A 22,025-nucleotide genomic window follows, 5' to 3' on the forward strand; every position below is an offset into this window, starting at 1 on the left:
TGACTTCCTGCCGGGCGCTGTGACCGATTGTTCGGCAGCAACAATCGTGTTTTCGACCATGTATGCATATGACACCACCAAGTTTCCAAACGGTGGGCCAAACTCAATGGCCGACTTCTTCAACACCGAAGCTTTCCCTGGCAAGCGTGGCATGCGTAAAGGTGCCAAGGCGAACCTCGAAATGGCTTTGATGGCTGATGGCGTTCCTTCTGCCGAAGTCTACGGTATTCTGGCAACGCCAGAAGGTGTGGACCGCGCATTCGCAATGCTCGACAAGATCAAGGCTGACACCGTATGGTGGGAAGCAGGCGCGCAGCCTCCACAGCTGTTGGCTGACGGCGAAGTTGTGATGTCGACTGCCTATAACGGTCGTATTTTTGCGGCTGCTGTGGCGGAAGGCAAGCCATTCGAATCCGTTTGGGATGGTCAGGTTTATGAGTATGACGTGTTGGCGGTTCCAAAAGGTTCCAAAAACAAAGATGCTGCGATGCAGTTCATTGCCTATGCAACCGGCACCCAGCGTTTGGCGGATCAGGCGAAATACATCGCTTACGGCCCTGCACGTAAATCTTCGGGCCCATTGGTTGGCCTGTATGAAGACGGCAAAACCGAAATGGCTCCTTACATGCCAACAGATGCTGCCAACCTGACCAACGCTTTGGCCTCGGATTTCGAATTCTGGGCGGACCGTGACACACAGTTGAACGAGCGTTTCAACTCTTGGCTGCTGAACTAAGCTGCCGAACCTGAAGGGGCGCATACTGCGCCCCTTCACCCCCAAAGCCCCGCAAGAGGGCCTATCCAAAACCCAACCGACAGGACCAAATTGCCATGGCCTCTCCCAATATGCCTGCTGACTCTGATGTGCTGCGCACCGTTGATGGTATGCCGCTCAAGGCTGCGCTGGCCGTGGCTTCGCGCCGCGCCCGTATCCGCGCCTTTTTTCTGGTCTTGCCGCTTCTCCTTTTCATTCTTCTGACCTTTGCCGTTCCGATCGGGCAAATGCTGTCGCGTTCTTTCACCGATGATAAATTCTCGGCCAATATGGTTGAGCTGGGAAAATGGTTCGATGCAAATGGCAAGGCGCCACCGGATGAGGCTGCCTATGCTGCCTTGGCTGCCGATCTGAAAACTTCGGCCGAGGAAAAATCGGCAGGGAATGTTGGCACGCGCATCAACTATGAGCTTCCCGGCACACGGTCACTGTTTACATCTGCCGCACGCAAAGCCAAAAACCTTGAGGCCCCGTATAAAGAGGCAATCCTTGCTCTTGACCCGCAATGGGGGCGCCCCGATCTTTGGGCAGCCATGCGCTCGGCCTCGGCTGCCTGCCCTGGACCCCCGCCGCGCAACGCCTGCGCGCCCGCGCCGCCTTCGCCCGCGCCCATGGCGAGGCGCTGCCCGACTGGTCGGACGAGGGCCTGATGGCGAGCCTCGACGACTGGCTCGCGCCCCATCTCGGCCGGATGCGCGGGGTGAACGATCTCGACGGGCTGAACCTCGCCTCGATCCTCGAGGATGGGCTCGACTGGGCCGCCCGCCAGGCGCTCGACCGCGCCGCGCCCGGCGACTGGACCGCCCCGACGGGCTCGCGCTGCCCCATCGACTACGACCGCGACCCGCCCGCCATCGCGGTGCGCATACAAGAGCTCTTCGGTCTCGACCGTCATCCGTCGCTGCGCACCGCCGCCGGCGACACGCCGCTGCTGATCGACCTGCTCTCCCCCGCCCGCCGCCCTGCGGCGACCACGCAGGACCTGCCCGGCTTCTGGCGCGGCGCCTATGCCGACGTGCGCAAGGAACTGCGCGGCAGCTATCTCCGCCACCCCTGGCCCGAGGCCCCATGGGAGGCAGAGCCGACCCAGAGGGTCAAGCCGCGGGGAACCTGACACCTGCGGCAAGCGGGCGGCGCCAGGATCGGGCCCCTCCGATCCCGCGCCGCTCCTCGCGCCGGGCGCGCGGCCGGGCGCGCGACGGATAAAGCCCGGGTCGAGGAGACGCCGCGCTCAAAGACCTTCCGACCAGGCCCGGTTCCGCCAGCCGGTGGACCTGAGGATCGGCCGCGCCTGCGTCGCCGCCTATCCGGCGTCGATCAGGCCGATCGCGGCGAGCCGCCGCGCCATGGGCCCCTGACCCCCGCGACCGCGGCCCTCTTCCGGGCCCCGCCTCAGGTCGCGGCGCCGGCGTCGCGGAGCGTCGGCCCCCCGCCGTCGGCCGGATTCAGGACGGACGCCCGCTGCCCGGGCTGTCGCGATCTTGCGTTGAAGGCCCGCGCCCGCGCCCGATAGGTGCGCAGACGCGGCTTGCGGTCGGGCTTGCGCAGCACCAGCACCGCGACGATCACCGTAGCCAGCAGCACCGACAAGCCGATCAGCGCGGCGCGCGCGTCCACGCCCTCGGTCGCGACGTCTTCCGCCCGGGCCTGCGCCGGCGGGCTGGGCGCAAGCGCTGCGTCGTCCAGCCCGATCTCCGTCGCGATGACGGCGCCGCCGGTGGCGATCGGGTCGATCCGGTCGGCGCGCAAGGAGCGCAGCAGCTGGCTCGGGGCGTTGGCCAGCAGATGCACGATCAGCTCGGCCACGTGGGGCCGCCCGCCTTCCAGCGCCAGCGACGGGTCCGCCGCCCCCAGCGGATCGATGGCCCGGGTCACGGCGTCGAACGTCGCGCGCGTCGGATCGACAAGGGTCGTGTCGCGCAGCGCCTCGGGGACGTCGCTGAGATTGACGATCTCCTCGACCCGCAGCGGCGTGCGCAGCTGCGCCTTGAGCATGGTGACCGGGAAGGCGCCGGCCGTGGACGGCCCCAGCGTCTCCGGGGCGGCGACGGGAATGGCGGGCGGAGATTGGGTGAGGGAGACCGTGCCGCACCAGCCGAGGCCGGGCACGAGGACAAGCAAGCTCGCCAAACGCGTGATCGGGTTCAACGACGCCTCCCGAAGATATGAAACGCCGCGAAATGCGCGGCGACAGTGTTTACCGAAATGACCCTACGCCGATCCTGACGGTTGTGCAGAAAATACTCATCATCGGGGCCGAGCCGCGATATCTGGTCGCAGAACCTGCGACGCCGCCGCCGCGCCCGCGCCCGCGCCGACGCTGGCCCCGACGGGCAGGGCTTGCGGCGCCGAAAGCCCGGCTCAGGCGAGCCCGCGCGACCCGATCTCCAGGAACTTGCGGCGCCGCGCCTTGCGCCGCGCCTCGGGGCTCATCTGGTCCAGCTCGTCCAGCATCCCGCCGATGGCCTGGCCGACCCGGGCCAGCGCCAGCCCGCGGTCGCGCTGGGCGCCGCCGACCGGCTCGGGGATGATCCGGTCGATCACGCCCAGCTTGAGAAGATCCTGCGCGGTCAGCCGCAGCGCTTCCGCCGCCTCCCGCATCTTCTCGGCGTTCTTCCACAGGATCGAGGCGCAGCCCTCCGGCGAGATCACCGAATAGACCGAGTGCTCCAGCATCGCGACCCGGTCCGCCGTGGCGAAGGCCACCGCGCCGCCCGAACCGCCCTCGCCGATGATGACCGATATCGAGGCGGTGGTGATCTCCAGCCCGGTCTCGGTGGCGCGCGCGATGGCCTCGGCCTGGCCCCGCTCCTCCGCGCCCTTGCCCGGATAGGCGCCGGCGGTGTCGACGAGCGTGATCACCGGCAGCTGGAACCGGTCGGCGAGCCGCATCAGCCGGATCGCCTTGCGATAGCCCTCCGGCCGCGCCATGCCGAAGTTGCGGTCGAGCCGGGACTGGGTGTCGTGCCCCTTCTCATGCCCGAAGACCATCACCGGCCGGTCCTGGAACCGGGCGAGCCCGCCGACCACGGCGCGGTCCTCGGCGAAGCCCCGGTCGCCGGCGAGCGGCGTGTATTCGGTGAACAGCGCCCCGATATAGTCCAGCGCATGGGGTCGCTGCGGATGCCGCGCCACCTGGCATTTCCGCCAAGGCGTCAGGTTCTTGTAGAGGTCGGACAGCATCGTCTTCGCCCGGGCGTCGAGCGCGCGGGCCTCGTTCGCCACATCCATCTCGGGATCCTGGCGGCCCATGGCCCGAAGCTCTTCGGCCTTGCCCTCGATCTCGGAGAGGGATTTTTCGAAGTCGAGATAGGTCTGCATGCGGCGCGCTCCCGGGCCCTGGTCCCGGGGGATGTAGGGCGGGATGGGGTCGGGAGGCAAGGGCGGGGGAGGATCCCCGCCTTCGCCGCGTCGACGCCGGTCAGGGTCGACGCGGGGCCGCGCGCTCGGCGTCGAGCCGCTCGAGGCTCGACGGGCCGCCATCCTTCATCGCCTTCAGGGCGCGGGCCCGGTCCAGCTGCTGCCGATAGCGGGCCTCCGCCGCGGGGTCCTGCAGGGCGCGGATCTCGGGCGTCGCGTCCACCGGCGACCAGGCCGGGTGGGCGTTGTATCTGGCCGCGTCGGGCAGCTTGCGGAAGCGGACGGCGTCGTCGGGCGCGGGGGCGGGCGCGGGCGCGTCGCGCGCCTCCAGCGCCCGGACCGCGGAGGGCGCGAGCGCGCGCGCTTCGGGCGACGCCGCCTGGGCCGACGCGGCCCCGGGCGCGGCGAGCGCGGCGAGCGCGGCGACGAAAGTGAGGGATCGGACGCGATGGGTCATGTCCATCTCCTTGCTGTTGAGGCGCAAGAGATAGGCGTGCCGCCCGGCGGAAATCGGGCGACGAGACGGCGCCCCCGCCCCGATCCGGGATGACGTAGGGTTTTCTGCGGGAAACGCTTCGGCCTCGCCTTCGATGCCGACGAGGGATCGAAGGCGATACATGCCCGCTTTGGGGGGCATTCCCGAGCCCGTCCCCTGCGATGCGGGGTCGCGACAAGGCGCGTCGCCGTTCAGTCGGCGGCCGCGCCCTCGATCAACGCCTCGATCACGCTCAAGGGCAGGAACAGCGTGGCGGGTTCGTCCGGCAAGGGCAGGAAGCCGTAGCGCGCATACCATTTCGCCACGTCGGCGCTGGTCGTGTCGAGCATCAGCGCCGCCAGACCGGCGTTGCGCGACACTTCGTAGGTCCGTTCGATCGACTCGCGCAGCAACGCCTCTCCGTAGCCTTGGCCCTGAAGATCGCGGTGAACGGCGAGGCGGCCGAGCTTGAGGATCGGAATGGGATCCGGCGCGTTGCGGCGCATCGGCTTCGGGTAATCCTGCCGGCGGACCGTTCCCGCGGACAAGCAATAATAGCCCATGACCCGGTGATCCGGGGTCGCCAGCACGAACGTCCGCGAATACTGCGACTGGTTCTTCAGCGCCGTTTTGCGCAACCAGACATTCAAGGAATCGACGCCGCAGTCGAACTCTGCGGCGTCGTGCTGCGGCGTCAGCGGGTGCGGATGAAGCAGGATCAGGTCGTCGTCCAAGGCTTGGTCTTCCGCATCATGTCGACGGCCTGCGCCGTCGGCTTGGGCGGCGCGGCGATGACGGCTTCGAACGCCTCGAGCGTTTCGGCGGACCAGACATAGTGCACACGGTTGAGAATGACCTCATCGGCTTTCGCAAGTGATGCGGAAAGCATGAAGCTGCTGCGCGTGTCGCCGCTGATGTGCGCGGCATAGTCGATCCTGGCTTTCTCTTCCTCTGCGATTCTCACATTGATAGGCGCGCGGGCGAGGGTCTTTGCTGCGCTTGCCATATCCATAACTCCGTTTTGAGTGCAGATGCAGGCGGCTATCGTGGTGTTCTTTGCTGCCGCGCTGCGATCCGTGTGTCATGAGATATGCTCTCTACACTGGAGTTGTCAACACATCGTATATACGAGCTGGCGGTGCGATGCTGGCGTGCAGAGCGATGGCGAGTCTGCCTGCTACGCCTGCTCGCATGTATGCGCTCAACCGTAACGCGGCCGAGCCCTACGTCATTTCTAGAGGGTCAGTCCGGCCGGATCGGCCAGTTCCGCGACCTCCGCATTCCCCTCCGGCGCGGCGCGATCCGCCACCAGAAAATCCTGCGTGGCCAAGGTCAGCAGCGGGAAATGCCAGACCCCCCGCCCGATCTGCGCGCCCTGGTCGCCGCGGGCGAGGAACGCGCGGAGCGGCTCGCCCGGCGCCTCGGCGCAGACCACCAGCCAGGGATGGCCGCCCAGCGGGAAGAAGGCCTGGGAGCCGAACGGGTGCCGCTCCAGCATGTCGATCACCAGCGGGCGCGGCCGCCCGCGGAAGATCGAGAGGATGGGGGCCGCGCCCTCCACGTCGATCTCCGCCAGGCCGTGGAACCGGGTGGTGTAGCCCGCGTTGATCCCGATCGCCGAGGCCGGGTCGGCCTCGATCACCGCGCCGAAGGGGGCGAAGCCCGCCGCCGTCAAAGGCTCCGGGACCAGTCGCCTCACGACCGCCGCCCGAACACCCGAAGGCGCGAGATCCCGCCGTCCGGGTGGATGTTCAGCTTGACATGGGTGACCGGGCCCAGCGGCGCCAGCACCTCCTCGCCGAAGACGTGGATCTTGTGGGCGCCGAGCTTCTGCTCCGCCATCAGGCGGGGCCAGAACATCGACTGGGTGACCACGCTTTCGTCCGTCCCCCACCCCACTTCGGCGGCCTGGATCGAGCAGCTGTCCGGGAAATTGCCCTTGAAATGCGCGGTGTCGACCTCGATCCGCTCGACCACGCCCGCCGCGCCCAGCTGCACGATCAGCCAGTCATGGCCCGGCTCCCGCCTGCGCCGCGTCTCCCAGCCGTCGGCCTGGTTGCGGCCCCGGCCCTCCGACAGCACCGCCCAGACGTCGCCGTAATGCGCGTCGTTGAAGGCGAGCACGCGCCCGCCGTTGCGCAGCGCCGACAGCTCCACGATGCCTTCGCGGTCCGAGCCCTCCCACGACGGCGCGGGGGCGCCGTAGACCCGCAGCCGGGCGACCCCGCCGTCGGGAAAGATGTTCAGCCGCACCCAGTTGCAGAGGCCGGGGGCCGAGGTCTGGATGAAGTGATGCGCGTTCGGCCCCAGCGTCGTCGACGGCACGATCTCCACCCATTCGGTGGTCTCGTCCGGGGTCGTCTCCGAGAACGCCGCCCAGACCGAGGCGGCGCGCGGGTAGTTGCCGGTGAAGAACGAGGTGTCGATGTCCACGCCGTGGATCGCGCCCTTGCCGCCGAGCCGGACCACGCACCAGTCGTGGCCCGAATCCCGCCGCCGCCGGCTCTCCCACCCGTCCATCCACTTGCCGTTGTCGTCGAATGCGTCCGGCTTCAGGACCGCGGGGCCGTCCTGCAGCATCCGGCTCATGTCCGCGAAGAAATCGTCCGTGCACTGCACCGCCTCGGCGCCGAGGCGCGGCGAGGCGAGGTTGACATGCGCGGCCGCCCATTCGGGGAGCACGGGAAGGGGGGCGATGACGTCCTGGCTCATGGGATCTCCGGAGGGCAGGGCAGGGGGCGGACGGAAGGATCGTATCCGTTGTCTTGAACGCGGTTGCGGCGCCGCGCAAGCCTGTCCGCCGCCCCCGCCCGGATCAGCCGTCCTTGTAGTAGTAGGAATAGCCGTTCAGCGCCGGCGCCCCGCCCAGATGCGCGTAAAGCACCTTCGAGCCTTCTGGGATCACCCCCTTGGCGACCAGGTCGATCATGCCCTGCATGGATTTCCCCTCGTAGACCGGGTCGGTGATCATCGCCTCGGTCCGCGCCGCCAGCCGGATCGCCTCATTGGTCTCTTCGGAGGGCACGCCGTAGGCCGGATAGGCGTAGTCGTTGTAGATCACGATCTCGTCGTCGCGCACGGCCCGGCCCAGGCCCACCAGCTCGGCGGTGTCGTCGACGATGGTCCGCACCTGCGCCCGGGTCTGCTCGGGCGTGGCCGACGCGTCGATGCCCAGCACCGCCTGCGCCCGATCCTGCGCCGCGAAGCCCACGATCATCCCGGCCTGGGTCGAGCCGGTGACCACGCAGACCACGATATAGTCGAACTTGAAGCCCAGCTCCGCCTCCTGCGCCGCGACCTCCTCGGCGAAGGCGACGTAGCCCAGGCCCCCCAGCGGGTGCACCGAAGCGCCGGCCGGGATCCCGTAAGGCACGCCGCCCGCGTCGCGGACCGACTGCATCGCGTCCTCCCAGCTCTGGCGGATGCCGATGTCGAAGCCGTCCTCCACCAGCCGGCTGTCGGCGCCCATCAGGCGGGTCAGCAGGATATTCCCGACCCGGTCATAGACCGCATCGAAATGGGGCACCCATTTCTCCTGCACCACCACGCATTTCATGCCGATCTTGGCCGCCGTCGCCGCCACCATCCGCGTGTGGTTCGACTGCACGCCGCCGATCGAGACCAGCGTGTCGGCGCCCGAGGCGATGGCGTCGGGCACGATGTATTCCAGCTTGCGCAGCTTGTTGCCGCCGAAGGCGAGCCCCGAATTGCAGTCGTCGCGCTTCGCCCAGATCTCCACCTTGCCGCCCAGCGCTTCGGAAAGGCGGGGCAGTTTTTCGATGGGGGTGGGTCCGTAGGTGAGCGGATAGCGCTCGAATTTTTCCAGGTGCATCGGGGGCTCCGGCTGGGCGTGGGCGGGAAATCGCCCGAAAACACTAGCGCGCCGACCCGGAAAGGTGCTTTCAAAGTCACCGTGATAAACGCCCTCATTGATCAGGCAGCTATCCCAGGAAACCAAAGCCTTCCGAAAATGGCTGCCAAAACGAAAGAATCCATCATCGCCGAGCTCGACCGAATCGACCGCGCCATCCTCCGCCACCTCCAGGCCGACGGCCGCCTGACCAACGCCGAGCTCGCCGCCCGCGTCCATGTCAGCGCCGCCACCTGCCACCGCCGCACCCAGCGCCTGTTCGAAACCGGCGCCATCAAGGGCGTGCGCGCCCAGATCGCCCCCGAAGTCGTCGGCCTCGGCGCCCTCGTCATGGTCGGCGTGGTCCTCGACCGCTCCACCCCCGAGAGCTTCGCGGAATTCGAGGCCGCCGCCGCCGACCTCGCCGCCGTGCTCGATTGCCATCTCGTTGCCGGCGACTTCGACTATCTGCTGAAAATCCGGGTCCGCGACATGGCCGACTTCAACCGCCTGCATGGCGAACGCCTGATCGCGCTGCCCGGCGTCCGCCAGACCCGCACCTTCTTCGTGATGAAGGAAGTGACCGACGCAGCCCCGCTGCGCTTCTGAAATCCGCCCGAACGTGGCAGAATCCCCCTCGACAGGAGGTCGCCCATGCAAGCCCGTCTCAACTACGCCGCCGCCGCGCCCGAGGTCTACCGGGCCATGCTCGCCTTCGACGCCGCCCTCTCCGCCGGGGTGCTGGAGCCCGCCTTGCGCGAGCTGGTCAAGGTCCGCGCCTCGCAGATCAACGCCTGCGCCTTCTGCCTGGACATGCACACGCGAAAGGCGCTGGCCGAGGGCGAGGATCCGACCCGGCTTCATGTCCTCGCCGCGTGGCGCGAGTCGCCCCTCTTCTCGGCGCGCGAGCGCGCGGCGCTGGCCTGGACCGAGCAGTTGACCCGCGTCGCGGAAAGCGGCGCTTCGGACGCGGCCTTCGCCCCGGTCCGCGCCGCGTTCGACGACCGCGAGCTCGCCGAGCTCACGTTCCTGATCGGAGCGATCAACACCTGGAACCGCCTCAGCGTCGGCTTCGCGGTCCCCCATCCGGTCCGCCGCGAGGGCGCCGCTTCCTGACCCCGTCCGCCCATCTGCGAGGCGCCGGGCCGGTTTCGCTGCGCCGATCGCGCGCAGATCCGGTGTTTCCGCCCGTCCCGCCGGCTCATGCCGCGCCGCAGGGTGGTCGTCCGCGTCGCAAACAGGCTAGGCTTGTCGCAATCGGAACAGGATGGAGATGCGCGCGATGACCTTGCTGAACTCGGCCGAAGAGATCTCGGACATCGCCTTCGGGTTCATGGGGTCCAAGGCGCTGTTCGCCGCGCTGCATTACGGGGTGTTCACCCACCTCTCCGACGGCCCCCTCACCGCCGAGGCGCTGGGCGCGAAGTCCGGCCTGCCGCCTGAGCGCGCCCGCACCCTGCTGACCGCGGTGGCCTCGCTGAAGCTGGTCTCGGTGGAGGACGGCAAGTTCGCCAACGCCCCCGCCTCCGAGGCGTTCCTGGTCAACGGCGCCAAGCATGATTTCGGCGACTATCTGCGCCTGCAGGTGGACCGGCAGATGTATTCGCTGCTCGACCAGATCGAGCCGGCGCTGAACAACACCCTGACCGAGGCCGACACCGCCTCCTACGCCCAGTGGTTTTCGGATCCCGAGGAGGCGCGGCTTTATTCCGAAAGCCAGCACGCCGGCTCCCTCGGCCCGGCCCGCGGGTTGGCGAAGCGGGTGGATCTGTCCTCGGCGCGCAAACTGCTGGATGTGGGCGGGGGCACCGGCGCGTTCTCGATCACCCTCTGCGGCGCCTTCCCCGAGCTGACCGCGACGGTGGTGGATTTCCCCAATGTGGCGAAGCTCGGCCGCGACTATGTGGCGGCGGCCGGCCTGTCGGACCGGATCCGCTACGACGACGGCGACGCCCTCGAAAAGGGCTGGCCGCGCGGACAGGACGCGGTGCTGATGTCCTATCTGTTCTCCGGCGTCGCCGGCGACGCGCATGAGGGCCTGATCGCCGACGCCATGGCCGCGCTCGCCCCCGGCGGCGTGCTGATGATCCACGATTTCGTGGTGGAGGCGGGGCGCACCGGGCCGAAGCTCGCCGCGCTCTGGCAGCTTCAGCACACCGCCTTCACGCCCGAGGCCCGGTCGCTGGATGACGCATGGCTGGCCGAGGCGCTGACCGCGGCGGGGTTCGAGGACGTGACCGTCGGCCCGATGATCCCCGCCCTGACCATGCTCGCCACGGGCCGCAAACCCGCCTGACGTCCTCAGGCGGCGGGGGCCGGGAACCTCGCGGTCCAGTGCCGCGCGATCTCGGCCCGCGTGGTCACCCAGATCTCCGGATGTCCCGTCACCTCATCCAGAAACCGCTTCAGCGCCGCCGCCCGCCCCGGCCGCCCGACCAGCCGGCAATGCAGCCCCACGCTCATCATCTTCGGCGCGCCGGCGCGGCCCTCGTCCAGCAGCAGCTCCACCGAATTCGACAGGTATTCATGGAAATCCCGAGGCCCGCCCCAGCCTTGCGAGGAGATGAACCGCGCGTCATTCGCATCGAGCGTATAGGGCAGGATCAGTTGAGGCCCCGTCGGCGCGTGATGCCAATAGGGCAGATCATCCGCATAACTGTCGGCAGCATACAAGAACCCGCCCTCCGCCGCCACCAGGTCGACGGTATTCATCGAGCATCGCCCGGTATACCAGCCCAGAGGCCGGCTCCCCGTCACCGCTTCATGGATCCGGATCGCCTCATGCAGATGGGCGCGCTCGTCCTCGACGGAAAAATCCTTGTATTCGATCCAGCGCAGCCCGTGCGAGGCGATCTCCCACCTCGCCGCCTTCATGCCCGCCACCGCCTCGGGGTTGCGGGCCAGCGCCATCGCCACGCCGTAGACCGTCACCGGCAAGTCACGCTCCGAAAACAGCCGGTGCAGCCGCCAGAACCCGGCGCGCGCGCCGTAATCGTACATGCTCTCCATGTTCCAGTGCCGTTGCCCGGGCCAATTGGTGGCTTGCGTGACTTCCGAGAGGAACGCCTCCGACTGGTCATCCCCATGCAGCAGCGAGTATTCGGACCCTTCCTCGTAATTGATCACGAAATTCAACGCGAGCTTCGCCCCGCCCGGCCATTCCGGGTCCGGAGGCGTGGCGCCGTAGCCGATCAGGTCGCGCGGGTAGTCGGGGTCGAGCATGGGGGCCTCCGGGTTCGCTGCGCCGCGATCATGGCGCCGGGGGGCGGGGGAGGGAATGGGGAGAGATACCAAACGAAAAGCCCGCCGCAAGCGACGGGCTTCTATCGATTGACGATGAGGGAAGATGCCTTAACGACATCCGCGAACCCCAAAGCCTTGTGGAGACTGAGTGCCTCATTATAGGGTGCTTGTCAAGGAGTCCGCGAAGGGAAATTAGGTGAAATTCAGTTTTGTAGCGGGCCAAGTCTATGATCTTGAAGCAATTATCTCTGCACCGCGCTTTGCCACCTACCTCCGTGCCACGCACGAAAATCGGGATGCAGCGATGGAATTATACTGCTGGAATGCGGAGGTTTCAGCCGCGTTCTATGTGATGATCCAATTCTGCGAACTCTCAATCAGAAATGCGGCGGTGGAGGCTCTGGAACGCGAATTCGGTGAGAATTGGCATCTCAACAAAGGTTTTCGCTACACGCTGCCTATCTTGAGCGGTGGCAGAGGCTACCAGCCGCGCAACGATCTCGAGAAATGCGCTAGTCGGCTCCCCACCGCCGGGAAGGTTGTCGCCGAACTCAGCTTCGCATTCTGGCAATACCTATTCATCAAGGGGCAGGACGCGCGCCTTTGGCAGCCGCATTTCGATGACATCTTTCCGGGGCGCGATCATGCTCTGAACCTAGCCCAAGCGCGCGGGACGCTGCATCAGGATATTGAGAAGATACGAAAGTTTCGTAATCGGATCGCGCATCACGAGCCGATTTTCGCGCGCGACCTCGACGTAGATCGGGATCGACTGAGCAAGCTTGTTCATTGGCGCCGACCAGGCGCCGCTAAATGGCTGGCGGGAGTCGAGCGGGTATCCGCTCTGATGGCGGCACGTCCCTAAGCCTCGTCAAGGAGAGTCAAATTCCCGACTCTTCCACTCAGCATACGCCCGGTGCACGTCCGGTGCACGCATGTCACCCCCCTCCAAAACCCCGAAAGTGTTAACGCCAACCTGAACGACAAGCGGTGTGCTGCGGATCAATCCGCAGCCGCCTCGACCTCTGCCAGCCGCAGCAGGATCGCGCTCTCGGCCACCTGAGACCCCTCGGCGCAGAGCACGGCTTCGACCTCGCCGTCGCGGGGGGCGGTCAGGCGGTGCTCCATCTTCATCGCTTCCATCACGATCAGGGTCTGGCCCTCGGTCACCCGGTCGCCGGGGGCGGCGGAGACGAGTTTGATCAGGCCCGGCATCGGCGCGATCAGCGCGTCGCCGGTCCCCGCCGCCGCCGCGCCCGCAGCCGCGATCGGGTCGGGCCGCGTCCAGGTCGTGGCCTGCCCGTCGAGGATCACCGTCGCCCGTCCGTCATGCCGCACGAGCCGCACCGCCCGCGCCCCCGCGTCCTCGCCGAAGGTCGCCCGCAGCGTGCCGGGGGCGCCGGTCAGCACCAACGGAACCGCTCCCGAAACGCCGATCACCGCGAAGCGCCCGGGGCCGAGCACGTCGAGCGTGACCGTCGCCTTCCCCTCCGGTCCGTCGAGCGTCACCCGCCGCCGCTCCGGCGCCCAGAGCCGAAATCCGTCCGCCATTTCAAAGGGATCGGGCGTGGCGCCGGCCGGCGAAAGCCCCCGGTCGAGGCTGAGGGCCGCAATGGCGGCCAGCGGCGCGGCCTCCTCCGGGATCGGCAGGGGTTCGGTCAGCGCGTCGAGCTCGCGGTCCACAAGCCCGGTGTCCATCTCGCCGGCCACGAAGTCGGGATGGGCGCAGAGCCGGCGCAGGAAGGCGAGGTTCGTGACCAGCCCGGCGATCTCCGCGCCCTTGAGGGCGGCGATCAGCCGGGTCCGCGCCTCCTCCCGCGTCGCGCCATGGGCGATGATCTTGGCGATCATCGGGTCGTAATGGGGGGTGATCTCGTCGCCGGAGCGGACGCCGGAATCGATGCGCGCCGCGGCGTCGGGCAGGCGCAGATGCGCGAGCCGGCCGATCTGGGGGAGGAAGCCGCGGGCGGGGTCCTCGGCGTAGAGCCGCGCCTCCATCGCCGCGCCGTGGATGGAGAGGTCTTCCTGCGCGGCCGGGAGCGGCTCGCCGCTCGCCACCCGCAGCTGCCATTCGACGAGGTCGAGCCCGGTGATCATCTCGGTCACCGGATGCTCGACCTGCAGGCGCGTGTTCATTTCCATGAACCACACCCGATCCGCCCGCAGCCCGTCGGACGCATCCGCGATGAACTCCACCGTCCCCGCCCCGGAATAGCCTATGGCCTTGGCGGCACGCACCGCCGCGGCCCCGATCTCGGCGCGCATGTCGGGGGAGAGGCCGGGGGCCGGGGCCTCCTCGATGACCTTCTGGTGGCGGCGCTGCAGGGAGCAGTCGCGTTCGAACAGATGCACGGCGTTCCCGTGATCGTCGGCGAAGACCTGCACCTCCACATGCCGCGGGCGGGTCACGTATTTTTCGATGAGCACGGCGTCGTCGCCGAAGGCGGAGGCGGCTTCGCGCCGGGCCGATTGCAGCGCGTCCGAAAAATCCGAGGCGGCGTCGACGCGGCGCATGCCCTTGCCGCCGCCCCCGGCGCGGGCCTTGATCAGCACCGGCCAGCCGATTTCGGCGGCGCGCTCGGCCAGGAAGGCGGGATCCTGCTCCGCCCCGTGATAGCCGGGCACGACCGGCACGCCGGCCTGTTCCATCAAGGCCTTGGCGGCGTCCTTCAGCCCCATCGCCCGGATCGCGGCGGCGGGTGGGCCGATGAAGCGCAGGCCGGCCGCCGTCACCGCGTCGGCGAAGGCGGGGTTTTCGGAGAGGAAGCCGTATCCGGGGTGGATCGCCTGCGACCCCGTCGCCAGCGCGGCCTCGATGATCCGGTCGCCCTTGAGGTAGCTGTCGGCGACGCGGGCCGGACCGATGCGCACCGCCTCGTCGGCTTCGGCCACATGCAGGGCGGCGGCGTCGGCGTCGGAATGCACGGCGACCGTGGCCACCCCCATCCGGCGCGCGGTGCGGATCACCCGGACCGCGATCTCGCCGCGGTTGGCGATCAGGATTTTCGAGAACATGCCCGGCTCCTCCCCCTCGCGGCGGCCTTGGCGGGCGCCTGCGGGGAAAAGTATCGCCCGGCCGGGGCGGGGCGCGCAAGGCCGGGCGGGTGGCGAGACCGGGGCGGGGGGATCGGGATGCGCGCAGGACGCGGATCGGGCGGCCCCTGGCGCGCACGAAGACGATGCCGTTGGTCAGCGCCTCCAGGTCCGGGCGGGAGAAGGGGGCGTTGGAGATGTGAATGATCTGCGTCGCGCCCTTGGCGTTGATTGCGAAGAGGCCGAGGTCAGACCACGAGGGCGGCGCAGGATTTGAGGACGGCCTCGGCCTCGGCCGCCATCCGCTCCAGCAGCTCGGCGGCGGGGCGGATGTCGTGGAAGAGGCCGGTCGCCTCGCCGACGATGGGGTTGGCGAGCGTGGCGTCGCCGGAGGCGGCCGCGGCCCCCCAGCGCGGCCCCTCGACGGCGAGCTCGGCGCGCAGGCCCTCCGGGTCGGCATGCCAGCGATCGGTGAAGGCGTTGCCGATCACCCTTATGTCGAACCGTGCCGGCCAGTCGCGGCCCCGCGCGATGTCGACGGCCGAGGTGCGCAGCGTGTCGTCGCCCGATGCGGCCACGGCGGCGGCGCGCAGGCCGGGATGGGCGAGGCATTCCTCCGACGCCCAGAAGCGCGAGCCGACCACGGCGCCGTCCGCCCCCAGCGCCAATGCCGCCGCCAGCCCGCGCCCGTCGCCCACGCCGCCGGCGGCGCAGAGCAGGACCTCGGGCGCACGGGCGGCAAGGAGGTCGGCGACCTCCGGGACCAGGGTCATGGTGGCGCGGCGCGCGCCATGGCCGCCGGCCTCGGTCCCCTGGGCCACCACGATGCCGGCCCCGGCGTCGAGCGCCGCGCGGGCATCGTCCAGCGTTTGCACCTGGCAGATCAGCGGCACGCCGGCCGCATGGATCGCGGGGGCGAAGGGCGCGGGATCGCCGAAGGAGAGGAACACCGCCCGCGGCGAGCGGGCGAGCGCCGCATCCAGCAGTTCGGGCGCCTGCGCCAGCGACCAGGTGATGAAGCCGACGCCGACGCCCTCGTTCCCCGCCTCGGCGAATTCGCGCTCCAGCCAGGGCCCGTCGCCATAGCCGCCGCCGATCAGGCCGAGCCCTCCCGCCCGGCTCACCGCCGCCGCCAGACGCCCGCCGGCGGCGAGCGCCATCGGCGCGGAGATCACGGGATGGGTCAGACCGAGGCGTGCGGTCAGGCGGGTGGAGATCATGGAGGGGGCGGATCCTTTCGCCGGTCAGCAGCTCAACGGACCATGACCCGGACCGGGTCGCCGAACAGCTCGAAGGATTCGACGCCCGGGGTCAGCGCCTTGTAGATCACGCCGCGCGCCGGCGTGGGGCCGCCGCAGCTGCGGCTCTTGCGGGTCCCGACCGGCCCCGGCAGGAATTCGCCGAGGGTGACGACCGGCAGCCTGGTGTCGTCCCAAGCCGGCGGGGCCTCGCCGCAGCGGCCGCGCGCGCCGTGGATGACGGTCTGTTCGCCTACGGAAAGCTCCACCGATTTCCGGTAGGGGATCTCAGCCGCCGAAGCGGCCGAAGCGGCGAGGGAGGCGAGCAGGAATGAGGAGGCGAATGCGAGGCGGGAAAAAGGCATGGTCCGGCTCCGGCAACAGGGGGCGACCCAAGGCTAGGGGAGTGATCGCGCCGCCGTCAACCCGCGGACGGCCGGCGCCCGTCACATGCGGAAAAGGCCGAACTTCGTGTCCGGGATCGGCGCGTTCAGGGCCGCCGACAGCGACAGGGCCAGCGCGCGGCGGGTCTGGCGGGGGTCGATGACGCCGTCGTCCCAGAGCCTCGCCGACGCATAAAGCGGGTGGCCCTGCGCCTCGAACATGTCGATCACCGGGCGCTTGAACTTGGCCTCGGCCTCGGCCGACCAGGTCTCGCCCTTCCGCTCCATCCCCTCGCGCCGCACGGTGGCGAGCACGCCCGCCGCCTGCTCGCCCCCCATCACCGAGATCCGCGAGGTCGGCCAGGTCCACAGGAAGCGCGGCGAATAGGCCCGCCCGCACATCCCGTAATTCCCCGCGCCGAAGGATCCGCCGACGATCATCGTCACCTTCGGCACGGACGTCGTGGCGACCGCGGTGACCAGCTTGGCGCCATGGCGCGCGATGCCTTCGGCCTCGTATTTCCGCCCGACCATGAAGCCGGTGATGTTCTGCAGGAACACCAGCGGGATTTTCCGCTGGGAGCAGAGCTCGACGAAATGCGCGCCTTTCACGGCGCTCTCCGAAAACAGGATCCCGTTGTTGCCGACGATGCCGACCGGGATGCCCTCGATATGGGCGAAGCCGCAGACCAGCGACGTGCCGAACCGCGCCTTGAACTCGTCGAAGCGCGAGCCGTCGACGACCCGCGCGATCAGCTCGCGGATGTCATAGGGCCGGCGCAGGTCGGCGGGGACCACGTCGAGGATCTCTTCGGGGTCGTAGGCGGGGGGCTCGGGGGCCTGCATTTCGACGGTGAAGGGTTTGGGGCGGTTGAGGTTCGCGATCATCCGGCGGACGAGGGCCAGCGCGTGGGCGTCGTTCTCCGCCAGGTGGTCGGCGACGCCGGAGAGACGGGTATGTACGTCGCCGCCGCCCAGATCCTCGGCCGACACCACCTCTCCGGTCGCGGCCTTCACCAGCGGCGGGCCGGCGAGGAAGATCGTGCCCTGATCGCGCACGATCACGGTTTCGTCCGACATGGCAGGCATATAGGCCCCGCCCGCGGTGCACGAGCCCAGCACGGCGGCGATCTGGGGGATGCCGCGGGCCGACATGTTGGCCTGATTGTAGAAGATCCGCCCGAAATGCTCGCGATCCGGGAACACCTCGTCCTGCTGGGGCAGGTTGGCGCCGCCCGAGTCCACCAGGTAGACGCAGGGCAGGTCGTTCTCGGCCGCGATCTCCTGCGCGCGCAGGTGTTTTTTCACCGTCACAGGGTAGTAGGTGCCGCCCTTCACGGTGGCGTCGTTGCACACCACCATCACCTCGCGCCCCGCCACGCGGCCGACCCCGGTGATGATCCCGGCGCAGGGCGCGGCCCCGTCATACATGCCATGCGCCGCGGTCATCCCCGTTTCCAGGAACGGCGAGCCGGGGTCGAGCAACGCCGCCACCCGGTCGCGCGGCAGCATCTTGCCGCGGCTCTCGTGCCGGGCGCGCGCCACCTCACCGCCCCCCGCGGCGGCGAGCCCCGCCGCCTCCGCCACCTGGGCGATCGCCTCGAGATGGGCGGCGCGGTTGGCGCGGGCCTCGTCCGAGGCGGGGGAGAGCGCGGAGGCGAGCACGGTCATCAGGTCAGTCCAGTCCGGTCTGGCCGCGCAGCTGGATCGCGCGGCGGGCGAGGGTGCGCATCTCGCAATCGGCTTGCGCCACATTGCGGAAATCGGAGCGGCCCCAGAGCGCGTAGGCGTAGCCGCACTCGGCCTCGGCATAGGCCTCCCAGGAGCGCTGGGCCCGGCGCAGGGCGGCGGCGGAGGCGCCCTGGCGGTCGTCGCGGGCGTCGAGGGTGACGGCGGAGGCCAGCAGATCCGGCCACCATTCGTCCATCAGGCTGGTCCAGGCGGCGCCCTCGCGCACCAGGCAGGCGATTTCGGCCGCCTCCCGGATCTGGGTCACGGTCTTGTCGGCGGGGGGGGCGTCCAGCGGGGCCTCGGCGCAGGGCAGCGAGATCAGGCCGAGGCAGGCGGCTTCGGCCGCCGCGGTGCCCCTGGACAGGTGCGCTTCCACGCAGCCCTCGATGAAACGGCTGTCGTCGATGGAATCGGCCCGGGCGGGGGCGGCGATCGGCAGGGCCGCAAGGATCGCCGCCAGCGTGGCCAGCATCAGGCCGGCGAGCGCGGGCGGCGCGAGCCGGGTCATGGGCTCTGCGATGGCGCGAGTCAGGGGGCGGACCGTCGGCGCGTCCCGGTCGTATCGGGCGGAATGTCGTTGGACGAAGGACATGACGGCTCCTTTGTGACGTGGCGCGGGCGGGGCGCCAAGGGGCGCGATGGCGGGGGACGCGTCCCCGGCTCGCCGAAACGCCGCCGAAGGATGAAGGCGCGGGGCGGCGCGGGTCGGGCGGCGGGAAGGCGCGAACATGGCGGGCGGTTGGCGGCGGTTCATCGTGCGGCCAGACGTTCGCGCAAGCGCAGGGCGCGTTCGGCGGTCAGGCGCAGCTGGCAGTCGGCTCCGAGGATCTGGCGGATCGTGCCGCCGCCGCCCAGGGCGTAGTCGTAGCGGCATTCGGCATCGCGGAAGGCGAGCCAGGCCCGCTGGGCCTCGAGCAGCGCCGCCGCCGCACCCGGCAACCCGGACTCGCCTGCGCCATCGGCGTCGAGCTTCAGGGCCTGGGCGCGCAGCGGCTTCCACCAGAGGTTCAGCAGCCCGTCCCAGGCGTCGCGCTCGGCCTCGGCGCAGCGCATCATGCCGACGGTGGTCTGGTTCTCCGGCAGGTCCCCGCAGGCGCCGGCCTCGCGCCCGATGCAGGCGCGGGCGCCGGCCCCGCCCGGATCGCCCCCGGCCGCGGTCGCGGCGTCGAGGCAATCGAGGATCGCGGCCTGGATCGGATCCGGGCCAGGGGGCGGGGCGATCTCGGCCGAGGCGGGGGCGACGAGCAGCGCGGCGGCGAGCCAGGCGGCAGCGCGCCGCGTCGTCGCGCAGGCGGGGCGGGGCCGGCAAGGGCGCGACACAGGCATCAAAGGGTCCGGACCAGCGGGCAGGCGAAAGCGCGCGGGGCAGATTGGCCCGGGCCGCCTCGCCGCGCAACCGTGCGGCGCGGGTGCGCCCGCCGAGGCCTCGGGCGCGTCGCCGCCGTCATCGGAGGCGCGCTTACGATTCGCGCCGGTCCCAGCCGACAGGAACCCGCCCTCAGGCCGTCGCCTTCATCAGCTCCCGCCCGCACAGCATCCGCCGGATTTCGGAGGTGCCGGCCCCGATCTCCATCAGCTTTGCGTCGCGGAAGAATCGGCTCACCGGGCTGTCGGCGAGATAGCCCGCCCCCCCGAACGCCTGCACAGCCTGAACCGCCTGCTGCATCGCCACCTCGGAGCAGTAAAGCACGCAGGCCGCCGCATCCTGGCGGGTCACCTGGCCCCGGTCGCAGGACCGGGCGACGGCGTAGAGATAGGCGCGCGCCGTGTTCAGGGCCGTATACATATCGGCGATCTTGGCCTGCATCAGCTGGAAATCGCCGATCTTCCGCCCGAACTGCCGGCGTTCGTGCATGTAGGGCATGACCTCGTCCAGCATGGCATGGATCAGGCCGGTGCCGATGCCCGACAGCACCACCCGCTCGTAGTCCAGGCCTGACATCAGCACATTGACGCCTTTGCCCTCTTCTTTCAGCACCTGCTCGAAGGGGATCTCGCAATCCTCGAAGATCAGCTCGCCGGTGTTGGATCCACGCATGCCGAGCTTGTCGAAATGCGGGCCGGTGGAGAAGCCGACCATGTCCTTCTCGATCAGGAAGGCGGTCATGCCGCGCGGTCCGGCCTCGGGGTCGGTCTTGGCGTAGACCACCAGCACGTCGGCGTCGGGGCCGTTGGTGATCCAGTATTTCGACCCGTTCAGCACGTAGCGGTCGTTCCGCTTCTCCGCCCGCAGCTTCATCGAGCCGACCACGTCCGACCCCGCCCCCGATTCGGACATGGCGAGCGCGCCGACATGCGCGCCGGAAACCAGCTTGGGCAGGTATTTCGCCCGCTGCTCGGCCGTGCCGTTCAGGCGGATCTGGTTGACGCAGAGATTCGAATGCGCCCCGTAGCTGAGCGAGACCGAGGCGGAGGCCCGCGCCACCTCCTCCACCGCGACCGCATGGGCGAGGTAGCCCATGCCGAGGCCGCCATATTCCTCCTCGACGGTGATTCCCAGCAGGCCGAGATCGCCCATCTCCTTCCACAGATGTGCCGGGAACGCGTTGGTGCGGTCGATCTCGCCGGCGAGGGGCTTCACCCGTTCCTGCGCCCAGCGATGGGCGGTGTCGCGGATGGCGTCGATGTCCTCGCCCAGGGCGTGGTCGAGCGTGGCGTGGAACATGGCGCGTTCTCCCGGTCGGTTCGCGGCGCGGCCGTCCCGTTTTCGGAGGGGCCGCGGGCAATTGGTAGCCGATCGGGCGGAGGGCGCAAGCGCGCGGCGGCGCGAATCGGCAGGCGGAGGGTGGGCCGCCCTCCCCCCCGAAATGCGGAAACCCCGGACCGAGGTCCGGGGTTTCGCGGGTCTGACGACCGGCGCGCGAAGCGCCGCCCCCCGGGATATGGTCTCCTGATCAGATGTCCGAGCGCAGCAGGATGATCTCCACACGGCGGTTGCGCGGCGTGCTCGGATTCTCGGCGTCCGCGGGGTCGCGGTCGGCCTTGCCGACGACCCGGGACACCCGCTCCGGCGTCAGTCCGGCCTCGACCAGCGCCCGGCGGGCGGTGAGGGCGCGGTCGGTCGACAGCTCCCAGTTGGTGTAGTCGCCGCCCTTGAAGCCCTGCGAGTCGGTGTGGCCGTCGATGGCGACCTTGTTGGTGACCAGCGTGGCGACCTGGCCGACCATCTTGAGCAGCGCCCGCATCTGGACGGTCGGACGGGCCGACCCCGGCTCGAACAGCGGCCGATCCTCGGTGTCGAACAGCTCGATCACGAGGCCTTCGTCGGTGACCTTGGTGCGGATGTGCTGCAGCAGGGCGTTGGCCTGTTCGGATTCGCCGGACATGCCGCGGAACATGTTTTCCAGCGCGGTCATCGCTTCGGCCACGCCTTCATCGGCGCTCGCATCCGGCGCCGCGCCGGTCTCGCCCCGGGCCTGGTCGTTGCGGGTCGGGGTGCTCTTCGAAGCGCCGGTGCCGTTCTGCGCCATGGTGTCCTCGGACATCATGGAATCGCCGCCGAAGGCGCCGGTGCCGCCGCCCGAAAGGCGCGCGATCGGCACTTTCGGGTCGAAATATTCGGCGAGCCCGGCCTTCTGCTCCTCGGAGGTGGCGTTGAGCAGCCACATCAGCAGAAAGAAGGCCATCATCGCGGTCACGAAGTCCGCATAGGCTACTTTCCAGGCGCCGCCATGATGTCCTTCGCCGCCCGAGACCTTCTTGCGCTTGATAATAGTGATGTTGCCGGAAGCCATGATTTCGTCCTCGCTGCAGCCATTCGCCAGACCCGACGTCGTTTTGGCCGATCCCGGCTTGCAGCGGACTTTCGGAACTAGGTTGCCCGGAAGTTTCAGGGTTTCCAGGAAGTTGACGCGGCCGGACTTCGGCGCCCGGCCGCGCGCGCATGGCCGCGTCCGCCGCCGGTAGGCCGCGGCCGGCGGGGGGCGCCCGGATAGGA

General features: G+C 69.3%; 22 protein-coding genes and 2 pseudogenes. 7 read left to right on the forward strand and 17 right to left on the reverse strand.

What is annotated here, in order from left to right; all coding sequences use genetic code 11:
• The 3 genes and pseudogenes from ACTB72_RS08830 to ACTB72_RS08840 all read left to right on the forward strand — a co-directional run.
• On the forward strand, positions 1-736 hold a 736-nt coding region (locus ACTB72_RS08830; protein WP_463036623.1), incomplete at its 5' end, for an extracellular solute-binding protein.
• A 95-nt stretch (positions 737-831) separates the two neighbouring features.
• A pseudogene (locus ACTB72_RS08835) lies at positions 832-1,329 on the forward strand (ABC transporter permease); the annotation flags it as partial.
• Between the two features lie 95 nt (positions 1,330-1,424).
• Entirely contained in the window at positions 1,425-1,889 is a 465-nt protein-coding gene (locus ACTB72_RS08840) for an ATP-dependent helicase C-terminal domain-containing protein (RefSeq protein WP_463036649.1), read from the forward strand.
• 278 nt (positions 1,890-2,167) lie between these two features.
• On the opposite strand, the gene ACTB72_RS08845 is transcribed toward ACTB72_RS08840, so the two are convergent.
• From ACTB72_RS08845 to ACTB72_RS08880, 8 genes are all read right to left on the reverse strand, one after another.
• Positions 2,168-2,923 carry a hypothetical protein gene (locus ACTB72_RS08845; protein ID WP_463036624.1) on the reverse strand — a complete coding sequence of 252 codons (756 nt, stop codon included), beginning with the start codon at positions 2,921-2,923 and terminating at the stop codon, positions 2,168-2,170.
• Positions 2,924-3,136: 213 nt separating this feature from the next.
• Entirely contained in the window at positions 3,137-4,096 is a 960-nt protein-coding gene (locus tag ACTB72_RS08850; protein WP_463036625.1) for an acetyl-CoA carboxylase carboxyltransferase subunit alpha, read from the reverse strand.
• Positions 4,097-4,196: 100 nt separating this feature from the next.
• Positions 4,197-4,592, reverse strand: a complete 396-nt coding sequence (locus tag ACTB72_RS08855; RefSeq protein ID WP_463036626.1) for a hypothetical protein — start codon at positions 4,590-4,592, stop codon at positions 4,197-4,199.
• A 230-nt stretch (positions 4,593-4,822) separates the two neighbouring features.
• On the reverse strand, positions 4,823-5,344 hold the full coding sequence (locus tag ACTB72_RS08860; RefSeq protein ID WP_463036627.1) for a GNAT family N-acetyltransferase: 522 nt from the start codon (positions 5,342-5,344) through the stop codon (positions 4,823-4,825).
• Positions 5,329-5,616 carry a type II toxin-antitoxin system TacA family antitoxin gene (locus ACTB72_RS08865; protein ID WP_463036628.1) on the reverse strand — a complete coding sequence of 96 codons (288 nt, stop codon included), beginning with the start codon at positions 5,614-5,616 and terminating at the stop codon, positions 5,329-5,331. Before ACTB72_RS08865 ends, ACTB72_RS08860 begins: the two co-directional genes overlap by 16 nt.
• A 228-nt stretch (positions 5,617-5,844) precedes the next feature.
• The gene (locus ACTB72_RS08870; protein ID WP_463036629.1) at positions 5,845-6,309 is read right to left on the reverse strand and encodes an ureidoglycolate lyase; all 465 of its coding nucleotides are present in this window, start codon (positions 6,307-6,309) and stop codon (positions 5,845-5,847) included.
• Positions 6,306-7,322 (reverse strand): allantoicase, encoded by a 1,017-nt coding sequence (gene alc / locus ACTB72_RS08875; protein WP_463036630.1) that lies wholly within the window; start codon positions 7,320-7,322, stop codon positions 6,306-6,308. Before alc ends, ACTB72_RS08870 begins: the two co-directional genes overlap by 4 nt.
• Positions 7,323-7,425: 103 nt before the next feature.
• The gene (locus ACTB72_RS08880; protein ID WP_463036631.1) at positions 7,426-8,442 is read right to left on the reverse strand and encodes a 1-aminocyclopropane-1-carboxylate deaminase; all 1,017 of its coding nucleotides are present in this window, start codon (positions 8,440-8,442) and stop codon (positions 7,426-7,428) included.
• Between the two features lie 138 nt (positions 8,443-8,580).
• Between ACTB72_RS08880 and ACTB72_RS08885 the strand changes: the two genes are divergently transcribed.
• The 3 genes from ACTB72_RS08885 to ACTB72_RS08895 all read left to right on the forward strand — a co-directional run bounded on the left by ACTB72_RS08885 (position 8,581) and on the right by ACTB72_RS08895 (position 10,756).
• Entirely contained in the window at positions 8,581-9,069 is a 489-nt protein-coding gene (locus ACTB72_RS08885; RefSeq protein WP_463036632.1) for an Lrp/AsnC family transcriptional regulator, read from the forward strand.
• A gap of 45 nt (positions 9,070-9,114) precedes the next feature.
• Positions 9,115-9,576, forward strand: coding sequence for a carboxymuconolactone decarboxylase family protein (locus ACTB72_RS08890; protein ID WP_463036633.1), 462 nt, complete (start codon positions 9,115-9,117; stop codon positions 9,574-9,576).
• A gap of 166 nt (positions 9,577-9,742) precedes the next feature.
• Positions 9,743-10,756: a methyltransferase gene (locus tag ACTB72_RS08895; protein WP_463036634.1), complete on the forward strand. Its 1,014-nt coding sequence runs from the start codon at positions 9,743-9,745 to the stop codon at positions 10,754-10,756.
• Positions 10,757-10,776: 20 nt separating this feature from the next.
• Here ACTB72_RS08895 and puuE read toward each other — a convergent pair.
• Positions 10,777-11,682 (reverse strand): annotated as a pseudogene (gene puuE, locus ACTB72_RS08900) (allantoinase PuuE); the annotation flags it as partial.
• Between the two features lie 217 nt (positions 11,683-11,899).
• On the opposite strand from puuE, the gene ACTB72_RS08905 reads away from it, so the two are divergent.
• The gene (locus tag ACTB72_RS08905; protein WP_463036635.1) at positions 11,900-12,568 is read left to right on the forward strand and encodes a hypothetical protein; all 669 of its coding nucleotides are present in this window, start codon (positions 11,900-11,902) and stop codon (positions 12,566-12,568) included.
• A gap of 137 nt (positions 12,569-12,705) precedes the next feature.
• Here the strand turns inward: ACTB72_RS08905 and ACTB72_RS08910 are convergent, their stop codons facing one another.
• The 8 genes from ACTB72_RS08910 to ACTB72_RS08945 all read right to left on the reverse strand — a co-directional run bounded on the left by ACTB72_RS08910 (position 12,706) and on the right by ACTB72_RS08945 (position 21,825).
• Positions 12,706-14,718, reverse strand: coding sequence for an acetyl/propionyl/methylcrotonyl-CoA carboxylase subunit alpha (locus ACTB72_RS08910; RefSeq protein ID WP_463036636.1), 2,013 nt, complete (start codon positions 14,716-14,718; stop codon positions 12,706-12,708).
• A gap of 266 nt (positions 14,719-14,984) precedes the next feature.
• Positions 14,985-15,956 (reverse strand): NAD(P)H-dependent flavin oxidoreductase, encoded by a 972-nt coding sequence (locus tag ACTB72_RS08915; protein ID WP_463036637.1) that lies wholly within the window; start codon positions 15,954-15,956, stop codon positions 14,985-14,987.
• A gap of 32 nt (positions 15,957-15,988) precedes the next feature.
• On the reverse strand, positions 15,989-16,339 hold the full coding sequence (locus ACTB72_RS08920) for a hypothetical protein (RefSeq protein WP_463036638.1): 351 nt from the start codon (positions 16,337-16,339) through the stop codon (positions 15,989-15,991).
• A gap of 81 nt (positions 16,340-16,420) precedes the next feature.
• Positions 16,421-18,028: a carboxyl transferase domain-containing protein gene (locus ACTB72_RS08925; protein WP_463036639.1), complete on the reverse strand. Its 1,608-nt coding sequence runs from the start codon at positions 18,026-18,028 to the stop codon at positions 16,421-16,423.
• A 4-nt stretch (positions 18,029-18,032) separates the two neighbouring features.
• Entirely contained in the window at positions 18,033-18,680 is a 648-nt protein-coding gene (locus tag ACTB72_RS08930; protein WP_463036640.1) for a lysozyme inhibitor LprI family protein, read from the reverse strand.
• Between the two features lie 158 nt (positions 18,681-18,838).
• The gene (locus ACTB72_RS08935) at positions 18,839-19,414 is read right to left on the reverse strand and encodes a lysozyme inhibitor LprI family protein (protein WP_463036641.1); all 576 of its coding nucleotides are present in this window, start codon (positions 19,412-19,414) and stop codon (positions 18,839-18,841) included.
• Positions 19,415-19,586: 172 nt separating this feature from the next.
• A complete protein-coding gene (locus ACTB72_RS08940) occupies positions 19,587-20,753 on the reverse strand; it encodes an isovaleryl-CoA dehydrogenase (protein ID WP_463036642.1) in 1,167 nt (388 codons plus the stop codon).
• Positions 20,754-20,982: 229 nt separating this feature from the next.
• Positions 20,983-21,825, reverse strand: a complete 843-nt coding sequence (locus ACTB72_RS08945; RefSeq protein WP_463036650.1) for a flagellar motor protein MotB — start codon at positions 21,823-21,825, stop codon at positions 20,983-20,985.
• Positions 21,826-22,025: the final 200 nt, after the last annotated feature.

Source organism: Albimonas sp., from assembly GCF_055129145.1.

Excerpts from the sequence above, each read along its gene's own strand:
- ACTB72_RS08840 (WP_463036649.1), top strand. The coding sequence starts at position 1,425 with ATGGCGAGCCTCGACGACTGGCTCGCGCCCCATCTCGGCCGGATGCGC.
- ACTB72_RS08850 (WP_463036625.1), bottom strand. The coding sequence starts at position 4,096 with ATGCAGACCTATCTCGACTTCGAAAAATCCCTCTCCGAGATCGAGGGC.
- ACTB72_RS08855 (WP_463036626.1), bottom strand. The coding sequence starts at position 4,592 with ATGACCCATCGCGTCCGATCCCTCACTTTCGTCGCCGCGCTCGCCGCG.
- ACTB72_RS08865 (WP_463036628.1), bottom strand. The coding sequence starts at position 5,616 with ATGGCAAGCGCAGCAAAGACCCTCGCCCGCGCGCCTATCAATGTGAGA.
- alc (WP_463036630.1), bottom strand. The coding sequence starts at position 7,322 with ATGAGCCAGGACGTCATCGCCCCCCTTCCCGTGCTCCCCGAATGGGCG.
- ACTB72_RS08880 (WP_463036631.1), bottom strand. The coding sequence starts at position 8,442 with ATGCACCTGGAAAAATTCGAGCGCTATCCGCTCACCTACGGACCCACC.
- ACTB72_RS08885 (WP_463036632.1), top strand. The coding sequence starts at position 8,581 with ATGGCTGCCAAAACGAAAGAATCCATCATCGCCGAGCTCGACCGAATC.
- ACTB72_RS08890 (WP_463036633.1), top strand. The coding sequence starts at position 9,115 with ATGCAAGCCCGTCTCAACTACGCCGCCGCCGCGCCCGAGGTCTACCGG.
- ACTB72_RS08895 (WP_463036634.1), top strand. The coding sequence starts at position 9,743 with ATGACCTTGCTGAACTCGGCCGAAGAGATCTCGGACATCGCCTTCGGG.
- ACTB72_RS08910 (WP_463036636.1), bottom strand. The coding sequence starts at position 14,718 with ATGTTCTCGAAAATCCTGATCGCCAACCGCGGCGAGATCGCGGTCCGG.
- ACTB72_RS08915 (WP_463036637.1), bottom strand. The coding sequence starts at position 15,956 with ATGATCTCCACCCGCCTGACCGCACGCCTCGGTCTGACCCATCCCGTG.
- ACTB72_RS08920 (WP_463036638.1), bottom strand. The coding sequence starts at position 16,339 with ATGCCTTTTTCCCGCCTCGCATTCGCCTCCTCATTCCTGCTCGCCTCC.
- ACTB72_RS08925 (WP_463036639.1), bottom strand. The coding sequence starts at position 18,028 with ATGACCGTGCTCGCCTCCGCGCTCTCCCCCGCCTCGGACGAGGCCCGC.
- ACTB72_RS08930 (WP_463036640.1), bottom strand. The coding sequence starts at position 18,680 with ATGTCCTTCGTCCAACGACATTCCGCCCGATACGACCGGGACGCGCCG.
- ACTB72_RS08935 (WP_463036641.1), bottom strand. The coding sequence starts at position 19,414 with ATGCCTGTGTCGCGCCCTTGCCGGCCCCGCCCCGCCTGCGCGACGACG.
- ACTB72_RS08940 (WP_463036642.1), bottom strand. The coding sequence starts at position 20,753 with ATGTTCCACGCCACGCTCGACCACGCCCTGGGCGAGGACATCGACGCC.